This is a genomic window from Bacteroidota bacterium, assembly GCA_016706865.1.
Lineage (GTDB): Bacteria > Bacteroidota > Bacteroidia > Chitinophagales > BACL12 > UBA7236.
Genome location: JADJIS010000003.1, coordinates 1,798,714 through 1,812,492, shown reverse-complemented (window position 1 = coordinate 1,812,492; position 13,779 = coordinate 1,798,714). Strand labels below are relative to the sequence as shown.

Annotated in this window: 12 protein-coding genes; 5 read left to right on the top strand and 7 right to left on the bottom strand. The window is 35.9% G+C overall.

Translation table 11 applies throughout. From position 1 onward, the window contains the following. Positions 1-6: 6 nt before the first annotated feature. Positions 7-1,758, bottom strand: a complete 1,752-nt coding sequence (locus IPI31_17165) for a VCBS repeat-containing protein (protein ID MBK7569553.1) — start codon at positions 1,756-1,758, stop codon at positions 7-9. Positions 1,759-2,157: 399 nt separating this feature from the next. Here IPI31_17165 and IPI31_17160 point away from each other — a divergent pair, with 399 nt between their 5' ends. Then, positions 2,158-2,922, top strand: coding sequence for a hypothetical protein (locus IPI31_17160; protein MBK7569552.1), 765 nt, complete (start codon positions 2,158-2,160; stop codon positions 2,920-2,922). A 165-nt stretch (positions 2,923-3,087) separates the two neighbouring features. On the opposite strand, the gene IPI31_17155 is transcribed toward IPI31_17160, so the two are convergent. After that, positions 3,088-3,387: a hypothetical protein gene (locus IPI31_17155; GenBank protein MBK7569551.1), complete on the bottom strand. Its 300-nt coding sequence runs from the start codon at positions 3,385-3,387 to the stop codon at positions 3,088-3,090. A 117-nt stretch (positions 3,388-3,504) separates the two neighbouring features. On the opposite strand from IPI31_17155, the gene IPI31_17150 reads away from it, so the two are divergent. Further along, positions 3,505-4,482, top strand: coding sequence for a pyruvate dehydrogenase complex E1 component subunit beta (locus IPI31_17150; protein MBK7569550.1), 978 nt, complete (start codon positions 3,505-3,507; stop codon positions 4,480-4,482). 158 nt (positions 4,483-4,640) lie between these two features. Here the strand turns inward: IPI31_17150 and IPI31_17145 are convergent, their stop codons facing one another. Then, a complete protein-coding gene (locus IPI31_17145; protein MBK7569549.1) occupies positions 4,641-6,089 on the bottom strand; it encodes a trypsin-like peptidase domain-containing protein in 1,449 nt (482 codons plus the stop codon). Between the two features lie 116 nt (positions 6,090-6,205). On the opposite strand from IPI31_17145, the gene IPI31_17140 reads away from it, so the two are divergent. Continuing rightward, the gene (locus tag IPI31_17140; GenBank protein ID MBK7569548.1) at positions 6,206-6,994 is read left to right on the top strand and encodes a diaminopimelate epimerase; all 789 of its coding nucleotides are present in this window, start codon (positions 6,206-6,208) and stop codon (positions 6,992-6,994) included. Positions 6,995-7,105: 111 nt separating this feature from the next. After that, complete coding sequence (locus IPI31_17135; GenBank protein MBK7569547.1) at positions 7,106-8,062, top strand: magnesium transporter CorA family protein; 957 nt, start codon at positions 7,106-7,108, stop codon at positions 8,060-8,062. Positions 8,063-8,444: 382 nt separating this feature from the next. Here the strand turns inward: IPI31_17135 and IPI31_17130 are convergent, their stop codons facing one another. Then, positions 8,445-9,347 carry a methionyl-tRNA formyltransferase gene (locus tag IPI31_17130; protein MBK7569546.1) on the bottom strand — a complete coding sequence of 301 codons (903 nt, stop codon included), beginning with the start codon at positions 9,345-9,347 and terminating at the stop codon, positions 8,445-8,447. A gap of 27 nt (positions 9,348-9,374) precedes the next feature. After that, the gene (locus IPI31_17125; protein ID MBK7569545.1) at positions 9,375-10,640 is read right to left on the bottom strand and encodes a DUF1343 domain-containing protein; all 1,266 of its coding nucleotides are present in this window, start codon (positions 10,638-10,640) and stop codon (positions 9,375-9,377) included. A gap of 48 nt (positions 10,641-10,688) precedes the next feature. On the opposite strand from IPI31_17125, the gene IPI31_17120 reads away from it, so the two are divergent. Then, positions 10,689-11,924 carry an ABC transporter permease gene (locus IPI31_17120; GenBank protein ID MBK7569544.1) on the top strand — a complete coding sequence of 412 codons (1,236 nt, stop codon included), beginning with the start codon at positions 10,689-10,691 and terminating at the stop codon, positions 11,922-11,924. Positions 11,925-12,133: 209 nt separating this feature from the next. On the opposite strand, the gene IPI31_17115 is transcribed toward IPI31_17120, so the two are convergent. Both IPI31_17115 and purB read right to left on the bottom strand, forming a co-directional pair. Then, entirely contained in the window at positions 12,134-12,271 is a 138-nt protein-coding gene (locus IPI31_17115) for a hypothetical protein (GenBank protein MBK7569543.1), read from the bottom strand. A gap of 117 nt (positions 12,272-12,388) precedes the next feature. Beyond that, positions 12,389-13,741, bottom strand: coding sequence for an adenylosuccinate lyase (gene purB, locus IPI31_17110; GenBank protein ID MBK7569542.1), 1,353 nt, complete (start codon positions 13,739-13,741; stop codon positions 12,389-12,391). Positions 13,742-13,779: the final 38 nt, after the last annotated feature.

Genomic DNA, 13,779 nt, shown 5'->3' with positions numbered 1-13,779 from the left:
ATAATATTATTTTATGAAATTAATTTTTCCAAAACCATAAGAAGTACTTGTTTTGATCACAAGGTAATAATTTCCGCTGTATAAAGCTAAATTATTTAAGTCGAACTTAAATGTATTATCCCCAACTCTGGTATCTTTTAAATCAAAAAAAGTAATTCTGTTCCCGGCAGTATCAAATAATTCTAAACGAACATTTTCAGATCTTAATAAATTATAACTTATAATAACAGATGATGAGCTTGGATTTGGTGATATTTTTAAATTGAATTCATTGCCATGTAAATTAACAATTCCGGTAACTGTTTCTCCCTCTGTAACTTTTAAGTATTGACTAGCATTCACCGCTTCAAATTTGTCAACAATTCCGGAAGGCCACTGAATGATAAGGGAATCAATAATTGTTGCATCTCCTAAACCAAAATGTGCAGGTAACATATTTTGTCCGCAGTAACCTGATTGAGCGGTAATATCCCGCATCTGCCAAACATGTTCACCATTTATCATAGCCTTTACTTTCACTATTGTACCAATTGCGGATTTGTTGGAAACCATTCCAGTACAATCCACTATCAACCAATTATTTCCGGTTGTTTCATTTTTATATAAAGCATTATTTTGTGCGCCACCATAACAATTAGCTACGAGCAGGTCCATATCTCCATCTTTATCATAATCGCCAAAGGCATTGCCGTAACTCCATCCCAAATCTGTTGTTGGAACATCTGTTGTAACGGCTGTAAATACACCTGTTCCATCATTGAGATATAAAAAATTATTCCACGGACCTCCACCAAATGAATTGGTTACAAAAAGATCTATATCTCCATCATTATCAATATCAGCGAAATTGCTTCCGAAGGAATTACCACCGTTATTACAAACAATATCACTGCTTAATTTTGTGAAAACATTATCTCCATCATTTCTAAAAAGTGCATCATTTCCCTGATCATTTGCAAGAAAAACATCCAGGTCACCATCATTGTCAATATCACCCCAACTGCTGCTCATGGTTGAACCTCCATCAGTAACTAAGGCATTATCTGTGATGGAAGTAAATGTTTCATCTCCGTTATTTCTATACAATCTCTCGTGTTGATATGCTTCACTTGTTACGAAAATATCGGCATCTCCATCCATATCATAATCCACCCAATTAACACTGCGGGTGCTGTCATTATCATTTACCATATCACCCTCCGTTATTTTTAGAAATGTACCATTGCCATTATTTTTATATAAATAATTCTTTTTAGTACCTCCACTATTGGATACATAAATATCCAAATAACTGTCGTTATTAAAATCACCCCAACTAGCGGTTTCAGAATATCCATTGTCTTCTACTATTGTTCCAACGGTAACTTGCGTAAATGTTTCATCTCCATTATTATCATAAAATAAATTGTCGGTACCATACCAATTCACAACAAAACAATCGATGTCGCCATCGTTGTCGTGATCGGCCCATGTTGCTCCATCGGAAGGTTTAAGATCAGAAACAATTGCTCCGCTTACTATGGTTTCAAATGTTCCGTCGCCATTATTGATGTATAACATATTGTTTTCACCCGGATATTTACCATTGGTAATTTGAACATCCTGCCAACCGTCGTTATTGAAGTCGATCCAGTTGCAACTTCTGCTGTCGGAGAGGGTGTTTACAATATCACCTTCTGTAATCTTCGTAAAATATTGTGCATTTATAATTTGAATGTTGAGCATGGCAAAGCCAATATAGAGTATAGGTTTCTTCATAGTCGCGTAATTTTTAGGAAAGTAAGGATATTTGAACGAATGGTGTATCATTTGAATGTCAGTTAACAGATTTTAACTTAGTGTATATCTTTTTCCGAAAAGAGAAATAAGGAGCATAATATGTAGTTTCAAACACCTCTATCCTGATAAAAAGGCATTTCTTAAAGCTCACATTTTTATTAATTGAATTTGATATAATAATGTTGCCAGAACCAAGGTATTTTTTATCTGATTTAAACATGTCAGATAAGTTTTAGCAATAAAGTAATTTTGATTTCCCGGATTGAATCATTTCTAAGAATAAATTTGTATTTTCACTTAATAATTCTCTACATCTCTAAAACTTATGCGCCCTATGAGAGGCATCTTTAATACACACAACGCACTAATATATCAGCCATGAAAACTTTCCTAAACTCTGTAATCACATTGGTTTTGATTTCCGGCATTCCTCTAATCACCTCTGCACAACCCTATGAAGGAGCCGGCTTTACTTTCAGTTACACCTCCGGAAAAGGTGATTGGGAGAATTTCAATACTGTATTAAATGAATACAGAAATGCCTATCCTTACTTTACTGATAATGGGGATCTGAGCGATAAAAAATACGGACTTTCGTTCGGATTTTTTGTTGTGGACGAAAAGAAGTTCTTTCAGGGATATCTTGGAGGAATTAAAGCCACTGCCTGGAGTTGTGGATTTGCTCCAACAGGTAATGATGTTTGTGAAACCTATGTGGTAAAATCAGAATATTTAAATGCCAATGTTGGATATTTTTTAATAAACCGTCCCTGGTTCCGACTCGGGGTTAGTGCAGGACCCTCCTTCAACTTTGTAAGAGCAAAATCTTCTACTGCATTTGAGCCAAGTGAGAAAGCAAAAGAAGGAAAATTTTTGATGATCATTGGCGGCTCTGAAGTAACTGAACTTGAAAAATATTTTTTTCTCGGTGCCGATTTTTCCATACCATTTGCATTCGGAAAAAAATTTACTTTCGGACTGGAACCTTATTTTACACTACCCTTCTGGCAAGTGAACGCCATGAAAATGCGCGATATCATGATGCCGAATTCCACTCCACAATTTGAGGACGATGTTTATAAGGGATGGATGTCGTACGCGGGAATACGATTTAATATTGGTATTGGTGGTTTTCAAATGTAATCGTGAAGCGTGAGCCGTGAATCGTGTGTCGTGAATCCGACCTTCACAATACTTGTCACGGCCCTAAAGTCCCATGTCCACCTTCCATGTCCCAGTTTGTCCTATGTCCTATGTCCTATGTCATACGTCCTACGTCCTACGTCCTATGTCGCGCGCCCCGCGCCCTCACCCCTGTAGCTTCTTCAATATCTCCGCATAAATTCCATCAGAGGAAATTCCATAACCTGTTACTAAAACGCCTTTTACGCCTGTACTTGATTCAATGGCATATACCGTTGCTTCATCCGCCGGATCTGTATTTCCTTCGTAACGATATACTTCTTTTATATCGAATTCCTCTGCAGTGAATTTGCTTCCAACACAACTGATGCAATTTTCTTCCAGATTAAAATCTACAGTATAACCTTGCGCTTTTAATTTGGTTAGTGCTTCGGTTACGGTGGCATAGTGGTAGGTTGGTTTCATATATAAGCGAAGTTAGGGAAAAAGTGGGGAGTTTACTTCAAAACTCCGTTCCTCGCAATGACATCTCTTCGCAAAATCGCATATGTTTGCCTATTTTTGCCAAAATTTCAGGATACAATGCGGGAAATACGATTTAGAGAAGCCTTACGTGAGGCAATGAACGAAGAAATGCGCAAGGATGCGAATGTTTTTTTGATTGGGGAGGAAGTAGCTGATTATAATGGTGCATATAAGGTTAGTCAGGGTATGCTCGATGAATTTGGAGCAAGAAGAGTAATTGATACGCCAATTGCTGAATTGGGATTTGCCGGTATTGGTGTGGGAGCCGCTATGAATGGTTTACGACCAATAGTAGAATTTATGACCTTTAATTTTGCATTACTCGCAATTGATCAGGTGGTAAATTCGGCAGCTAAAATGTTGTCGATGAGTGCCGGACAATTTAATTGTCCTATAGTTTTCAGAGGTCCTTCCGGATCTGCGGGACAATTAGGTGCCCAACACTCACAAATGTTTGAGAATTGGTATGCAAATGTTCCGGGATTAAAAGTTATATCACCATCCAATCCCTATGATGCAAAAGGGTTATTAAAATCCGCTATTATAGATAATGATCCCGTTATTTTTATGGAGAGTGAGGTTATGTATTCTGAAATGGGTGAAGTGCCGGAAGAAGAATATTATATACCTATTGGAAAAGCTGATGTTAAAAAACAAGGTACAGATATAACACTTGTATCGTTTAATAAAATGATGAAAGTTGCATTAAAAGCAGCGGAAGAATTAGAAAAAGAAAATGTTAGTGCAGAGGTAATCGATCTGAGAACAATCAGACCTCTGGATATAAAAACAATTGTTGAATCGGTTAAAAAAACCAACAGAATTATTGTTATTGATGAAAGCTGGCCTTATGGCGGAATTAGTTCAGAAATTGCATATCAATTACAAAAAGATGCTTTCGATTATTTAGATGCTCCTGTAAGACGGGTAAACGGAGCTGATACAAATATGCATTATGCACCGAACCTTGTTGCAAATTATTTACCGGATGTTGCAAAGGTGATGGAAGTAGTGAAGGAGATAATGTATAAATAATATTTCTTGAGGTTAAACATTTGAGACTGCAGCGGGAGGTCACTTCGGCGCTTCGCTTCTCGTAATTTTTTTTCGCGAAGCGAAAAAAAAAGCCCCGCGGACTTCGAGCGAAATCTTAGCGGGGCTCACATTTGAAAACCCAATTACCCTATATCTTCTTACAGACTTAACCCGTAATTATAAATTTTGTTCGGGAAAGTCGGATAAATTCCTTCAATAATTATATTCTTTCCAGCTTTATCCTGCAAAATTTTTGCCAAATCGTTATAATTTGAAATATTTTCTTCATCTACTGATGTAATTATAAATCCGGTTCTGATTCTTGTCTGCTGATATATCTTTCCATTTTTAATTCCGGTTACTTTTACTCCACCTTTAATATTATAGTATTCCGCTTCTTTTGAATTAACATCTTCAGTTTCAATGCCTAAACTCTGCACCATTTCGTTTGTTTCGCGTTTTACGATCTCGGTATTACCTTTTTGATTTTTTAATAATACCACGAGATTCTTGCGGTCTTTATCGCGTATAAGATTAACATTTACCTTATCACCGGGACCATATTTACTTAATTGTTCCTGTAATTCGGGGAAGGAATGTATCGGTGCATTATTGATATGAGTAATAATATCGCCAGTTTCAATTCCTGCGTCCTTTGCTCCGGAACCTGCCACAACTGTAGAAACATACACTCCTCCCAAATCATCTTTGGTTACATCTACTTCCACACCAAGGTATGCCCTTTGCACAACACCATATTCTTTAAGGTCGGAAACTACTTTTTTTACAATATTAACCGGAACTGCAAATGAATAACCTGCAAAAGTTCCCGTGGGAGTTGCAATTGCCGTGTTTATACCGATAAGTTGTCCTTGTAAATTCACCAAGGCTCCTCCGCTGTTTCCAGGATTAACTGCAGCATCCGTTTGAATAAAAGATTCTACCGGAGTAGATGCGTTTTCACCCAAAATATCGATTTTGCGACCTTTTGCGCTTACTATTCCCGCCGTTACAGTAGATGCCAGGTCGAATGGATTTCCCACTGCCATAACCCAATCGCCTACTCTTACAGAATCAGAATCACCGAATTTAATATTGGGAAGATCTTTCATATCTACTCTTAGAACAGCTATATCTGTTGAAGGGTCACTTGCAACTAATTCTGCTGTGGCTTGATGCCTGTCGAAGAACACTACCTGAATTTTATCCGCATTTTTTACTACGTGATAATTTGTAACAATATAACCATCATCACTTACAATTACACCTGAACCTGAGGCCTGTTGATTACCATCTCCCCAATTAAAATCGTCGCCAAAAAATTGTCGGAAAATATCGTCCTGGGTTCCGGCTGATCCTGTTTGTTTGTAGGTAGTTTTTACATGCACTACGGAGGGCGTTGTTAAAGCAGCTGCATAGGTGAAATCCACTGGTGCCATGCCACTCGGGGCAACAGGGAAATTCGCACTTGTTAATTGAAAGGGATTTGCAAGAGCGTTCGATCGTCCACCAAAATCCCCGTTATAAAACTTTTCATACATGGCCAATGTTGCAACTGTACTTACAATTGCAATGAGGGCGGTTACAAAGAGATTTTTTACTTTCATAATTTATTTTTTATATTTTTTCTATGTAACAAATTTCATGCACAAAACGCGAACTGAAAGATTGTCGTATTTTCGCTAACTATAATTAACGGTTTTAAATGCTTTTAACGTAATTCATGTTATTAAAGTTTTATAAATATCAGGGAACTGGAAACGATTTTATATTATTCGATAATCGCGATAATATAATTGACAGAAATAATGACGCCTGGGTTGCAAAAATATGCGACCGGCATTTTGGAATTGGCGCAGATGGAGTCATGTTTTTAGAAAATCATAAGGATTACGATTTTGAAATGATCTACTTCAATGCGGATGGGAAAACAAGTTCCATGTGCGGAAATGGTGGCAGATGTATGGTAAATTTTGTCAGAATGATGGAGCCAGGCAAGAATGAATACCGTTTTCTTGCGGTAGATGGAGAACATTTGGCTACCATAAATAAGGATATTGTTTCCCTTAAAATGCAAAATGTTGAAAGTGTTATTTCCGTGGATGACAACTGGCAATTAAATACCGGGTCACCGCATTACGTCACTTTTGTTTCCGGGCTTGATAAAATGGATGTCAAAACTCAAGGCGCTTCAATAAGATATAGTGATCCTTTTATGCCCGCAGGTATCAATGTAAATTTTTTGGAGGAGAAGGACGGGAAATTATTTATAAGAACTTATGAAAGAGGTGTGGAGGACGAAACCCTGAGTTGCGGAACAGGAGTTACCGCTGCTGCAATATGTTATGTTGTAAAAAAACAACTTGGAACAGGCATACATATTATTGATATTGAAACTATGGGAGGTTCCCTTAAGGTTGCCCTGACAGCAACTTCAGATAATAAATTTGAAGATATTTGGCTAATTGGGCCCGGTGAATTTGTTTTTGACGGTTTGGTTGCTTACCCTTGAACTACACTACAATCCTTAGACGGCTTCCTATTAATGCCGGAATCCTTTTAGATATAGATATAAAAGGCTATCTTTGCGCGTCCAAATTTTTAACCGTCCAGATGGAGAGTCATGATCAAATACTACAAAAAATCAGATAATGGGATTGTAGAGATCGAAAAGCCTGAAAAAGACTGCTGGATAAATGTACACCCTCCCTTCGACCACAAGCGCCTTGCTACCTTAAGTGATGCAATTGATATTCCAATCGATTATTTACTCGACTCCATTGATATAAATGAACGTTCGCGTTTCGAACAGGACGATAATGTGAAGTTGATCGTGATCAATATTCCTATTGAAAATGATATGGAAAACAGTATCGACAACGATGCATTTTATATCACCATACCAATTGGTATCATTCTTACCAACGATTATAATATTATTATCAGCTCCGCTCAAAATAAAGTGATAGATTGGTTCTTTTCCATTGCAATAAAACATTTATCACCCAATGAGAAGGAAATGATCGTGATGAAAATATTTGAGAAAAATGTTTTTTATTTTATTCAATATCTGAACGAAATGAATAAAAAACGTTATCTCATCGAAAAGGAATTGATGCATTCGAGCAGAAATACGGAACTTGCCAAGTTATTAAATATTCAAAAATCACTGGTGTATTTCGTAACGGATCTACGCGCTAACGAATTGCTGATGATGAAAATTCAGCGCACTAATTTTCTCGGAATTAAAAATGACGAGGAAAAAAATGATTACCTGAGTGATATAATTATCGACAGTAGTCAGGCCCTCGAAATGGCTACTGTTTATACCAATATTTTAAATGGTACAATGGATGCATTTGGATCTATTATTTCCAATAATTTGAACTCTGTGATGAAGAGGTTAACATCCATCACCATCATATTAATGGTGCCGACACTCATTGCAAGTTTCTTCGGAATGAATTTTATTACCCTTCCATTTGATCACAATGTAAATGGATTTTATATTATTATGTTCCTTGCAGTTTTGGTTTCTGTGATACTTTATATGGTGTTTAGAAAGATTAGGTGGTTCTGAGTTTAGGACACAGGACACATGACACAGGACACAGGACTTGACATAGGACATGGGAGAGGGATGTAGGAAGCCTTGTCATTTTATATTATTTTAATTATTGAATGTTACTTAAATGTAACAACGAAAATATCAATGATTTACTTTTCCTCAATTTCTTCGTGAAAACTTTGCGTAAAAAATTATTTTACTTTTCAAAATTACTTACCGGTTACTTCCCGTTCTTTCCGACTTTCCGGCCTGAAAAGATATAGGAAGTAGGAAATAGGAGAGATATAGGACATTGGTGAGGGATGTGAGATTGGCTTGACATTAAATATTACTTTAATTTCTACTTATTGTATTAGACTAATTGGGAAATTATTAATGATTTACAAATAATCAATTAATTAATTATGGATAGATTATTTCCACGAAGGAAATCGGAAGTTGTCATCCGTTTTTTTCCTTCGGATTGTAATTCTTTGACAAGGATATAACCATCTGTAGTTGCAAACTTTAAATAAGATTTGTTATCAGTTATTAATTTGCCGGGAGTTTCATTATGCGGGGATATTTCTTTTTCTGCCTTGAATATTTTTAATGATTTATTATTTACAATAGTATATGCACCTGGATATGGTGAAAGTCCCCGAATAAAATTTCTAATATTTTCAGTGGTGTTATTCCAATTGATCAAACAATCCTCTTTAAATATTTTCGGGGCAATTTTTTGGGAGGATTTTGTTTGAGGTGTTGGAGTATAATTTCCTTCCTCAATTGCAGTTACAGTTTTTAATATTAATTCGGCTCCTAGATGCATTAATTTATCGTGCAATGTCCCAGCATTATCATCTTCCTCAATATCTATTATTTCAGAGAATAATATATCACCTGTATCAATTGCATGTTTTAAAAAGAATGTTGTGGCACCGGTGATCATTTCTCCGTTAATAATAACGTGATTAATTGGAGCTGCACCGCGATAATCGGGTAGGAGGGAGGCATGTAAATTTAATGTACCCAACCTTGGCATGTTCCATACAATTTCGGGTAACATCCGAAAAGCAACTACCACTTGGAGATCAGCCTGAAATGATCGGAGTGTGGAAATAAATTCTTCGTTCTTTAATTTTTCAGGCTGTAAAACAGGAATATTATTTGCCAATGCAAATTGTTTCACGGGCGATTGCTGTAATTGTAATCCTCTACCTGAAGGCTTATCAGGAACTGTTACTACGGCAACAATATTAAATCCGTTCTCCAATAAAATCTTTAATCCCGGAACAGCAAATTCGGGAGTTCCCATGTATATAATTTTCAGAGTATGCTGCATTTATTCAAAGTCGGGATAAAGTAAATATTTTTTTCTGATCTCTTTGAACGCCATAAGATCGTCCTGCCAGCTCAATTGTATTTCTCCAACGGAAAGTCCGGCTTTTAATTGTTGCATAAGTTCATCGTTGCCCGCTAATTTATTAAAGAAGTTATTCGGAAGAAAAAACTTATCTTTTTCAGAAAAGGAGCGATAAGATGTAATGAGATCAGTTAACCCCAATCCCTGCTCAGAAATGCCTTTTCGTATTAATAAAAGATCCATTTTCGAATATTCAAATCCGTAACATTGTTGATTCATGAAAGGAGGAGTTTTTGAGCCGGGTTTTGTAATTGGAGTAAATGTTATATTGTTTTTAAAATATTTCTCTAAATAAGGCGAACCGAAAAGTTCAAATGGGTTGTCGGTGCCTCTTCCCACACTCACGTTCGTTCCTTCAAATAAACAAAGTGAAGGATACAAATAAATTGCCTTCATTGATTTTAAATTCGGTGATGGAGGAATTTTTACTTCATAATATTTTTTGTGATCGTAATTTTTACAAGGTATAACTATCAGATCACATTGAACACCATTTGCAAGCCACTTTTCACCATTTATCATCTGGGCATATTCACCAATCGTCATTCCGTGTACAATTGGGACAGGATGCATGCCTACGAAGGAAGAAAATTCTTTTTCTAAAACAGGACCATCAACATAAAACCCATTTGGATTTGGTCGGTCGAGAATGATGAGTTGTTTTTTATTTTCCGCACAAGCCTCCATTACATAATGTAGCGTGGAAATATAGGTGTAAAACCGTGCGCCAACATCCTGAATATCAAAAATGATTATTTCTGCATCTGCAATGTCGTTCCACTGTGGTTTTTTATTTGACCCATAAAGAGAAATTACCTGTAAACCTGTTTTTGTATCCTTAGAATTTAAAATTGTTGCACCTGCGTCCTCCGTTCCTCTGAATCCATGTTCCGGGGCAAAAATATTAACCACATTTACACCGGTTGACAATATGGAATCAACAAGATGCGTTTTTCCAATCACTGAAGTTTGATTTACAACACAGGAAATATATTTTCCTTTGATGAGCGGTAACCAAAGTTCTGTTTGATCTGCTCCTGTGAGAATATCGGTAGCGTATACAGAACTTGTATCAATTGGAGATACATTTTCTGTGCTCGTGGAATTTATATCAACTACAGATTCCCTATTTTTACAGGCGTTTGTGAGAAGTAAACAGAGTATGGAGGAAAAAAGTATATTCATGTATTGGTTTATTTCAAAACTAACGCCAAAGTTATAAAGTAATTGCTGATGTGGTTTGAATTTTTTGTTACTAAACGAATTCTACATAATAAAGAACGCTCCTTTTCCCGATTGATCATCGGAATTGCACGCGTGGCAATTGCATTGAGTCTCACTGTAATGATCATTTCCACTTCTTTGGTGAATGGTTTTCGTTCCACTATTTCTGATAAGGTTTATGGATTTTGGGGACATGTGAATATCGCAAAAGAGAGTCTGAGAAATTCTTTTGATGATGAACCGATTCCGCGCAATCAGGAATTTGTTGATGAGGTACAAAAAATTCCCGGAGTTACCGGAACGCAGGTTTATGCAAGAAAAGCAGCAATTATCAGAACTAAAACCGATATAGAAGGAATTATTTTAAAAGGAATTGGTGGCGATTTTGACTGGGAGCAATTTGATAAATTTATGTTGGATGGCAAGGGAATAACACTCACCGATTCATTGGTGTCCAGAGGTATGGTAATATCAAGATCAACGGCTGACCGGTTAAATTTTGTGATCGGCGATAGCGTATTAATTCATATCATAGACCAAAAAGAAAATGGCGATTACGAACAAATGTATCGGCGATTAAAAATTGAAGGAATTTATAATACAGGATTGGAGGAGTTTGACAAATTATTTGTGCTGGTTGATATACGTCATATTCAGCGTTTAAATAATTGGCAGGCTGATCAAATTGGTGGTTACGAGGTTTTTGTGGATGACCCGGATAATATAGCCGAAATTGAAAAACTAGTAGATAAGAAAGCCGATCCATTTTGGGATGTACAAACCATTCAGCAAATAATTCCCAGTGTATTTGATTGGTTGAATTTGCAGAAGGTAAATGAATGGATAATTTTAACATTAATGGTATTAGTAGCTTTAATTAATATGGTTACTTCCTTACTCATATTGATACTCGAACGCACAAATATGATAGGAGTATTAAAAGCACTAGGCTCCAATAATGCATCCATTCGCAAAATATTTTTACTCAATGCTTCCAATATCATCCTACGTGGAATGTTATGGGGAAATATAGTTGGATTGGGATTATGCATCCTTCAACAACAATTCGGCTTTATTAAATTGCCCGAAGAATCTTATTATGTATCAACCGCCCCTGTTGAAATAAATATTTTATGGGTGCTTGCAATCAACGCAGGTACGTTTTTTATATCAGTATTATTTTTAATTATACCTTCATTAATTGTTGCTAAAATTCTACCAATAAAAGCGATCAGATTTAATTGATAATTGATAATTGACAATTGACAATTGATAATTGACAATTTTATCTGACCTTAAAAATCATGCTATGCATTTAACATCAATGCTCCAATAATAATTATTCGTGGCTGTTAATTGGTACATCGGTACATTTTTTTGGCTGTTCATCGGTACATTTATCTGGCTTACTCTAAATCTTAGGCCTAACGTTTATTTTTCCTATGTCCTACTTCCTACTTCCCATACGGGCAATGCAAACATCCATTTGCACAACAATATCCTCTTTCCAATAAATATTTTGCTGTAAAAACAAGGAGACCTTCTTTATTAATATAGTAATCGATATTTTCTATCAATTTTTTTTCTGACATGAAATTGTTTAATTATTTTCAATTTAATAATTGTCAATTTGGTAATTGAACAGCCGGGATAAGGATAAATATTAATCTATCGATTTTCATTAAATGCATGATATCTGATAACTTTCATCAAAAGTACCGCATTCCGGTATAATTAAACGGACTGATACCTCTTAATTGTTCTTTTATATCTTCCGTGATATCAAGTCCATCTATAAAAATACGCATGGTTTCTTTGGTGATCTTTTCTCCGTTACGGGTTAAAACTTTGAGTGCTTCGTAAGGTTGAGGATATCCTTCGCGGCGCAAAATAGTTTGTATTGCTTCGGAAATTACAGCCCAGTTATTGTCGAGGTCTTCATGTATCTTTTGTTCGTTCACCTGCATTTTTTTCAAACCCTTTAATAAGGATTTAAAAGCTATAACCGAATGCGCAATTGGAACTCCGATATTTCTTAATACCGTTGAATCGGTGAGGTCGCGTTGTAAACGGGAGATGGGTAATTTTGCTGATAAATGTTCAAATAACGCGTTTGCAATGCCGAGATTTCCTTCTGCATTTTCGAAATCAATTGGATTTACTTTATGAGGCATTGCAGAACTTCCCACTTCATCTTTATTTATTTTCTGTTTAAAATAATCCATGGAAATATAAGTCCAGAAATCGCGACACATATCGATCAAGATAGTATTTATTCGTTTTAATCCGTCGAATGCCGCTGCTAAATTATCATAGTGTTCAACCTGAGTTGTATATCGGCATCTCTCCAAACCTAAACGTGCAGAAACAAATTCATCGGCAAATAATATCCAGTCAATATCGGGATAGGCAACAAAATGAGCATTAAAATTTCCGGTTGCTCCGCCAAATTTCGCACTGAAGGGAATAGAATTAAAAACATTTCTTTGTTTGCTCAAACGCTCAATAAATACTCTTATTTCTTTTCCCAACATTGTTGGTGATGCCGGTTGACCATGTGTTCTTGCAAGCATAGGAATTTTGGTCCAGGCAATTGCCATTTCACTGAGCATATTAATAAGATCCTCTAAAAGTGGCGCATAAACATCTATCAGTGAATCGCGAAAAGAAATTGGTATCGCTGTATTATTTATATCCTGTGATGTTAATCCAAAATGAATAAATTCCTTCCACTTTCCAAATCCAAGATCTTCGAATTTATCTTTTAAATAATATTCCACGGCTTTTACATCGTGGTTGATCTTATTCTCATGATCTTTTATCAATTTACATTCGTCAATATTAAATTTTTTATAAATTTTTCTTAATTTAGCTCTGTTGTCGCTGTCGAAATCTTTTAATTGTGTTATGGGTAATTCGGTAAGGGCAATAAAATATTCTATCTCCACATAAATTCTGAATTTGATCAGTGCATATTCAGAAAAATAATCGGATAATTCTGATACTTTTGAGTGGTATCTTCCGTCAATTGGTGATATGTTCAACAAAGCATTTTCGTCCATGAGCTTAAAAAGTTAGGATGCAAAGTTAAGCAATATCC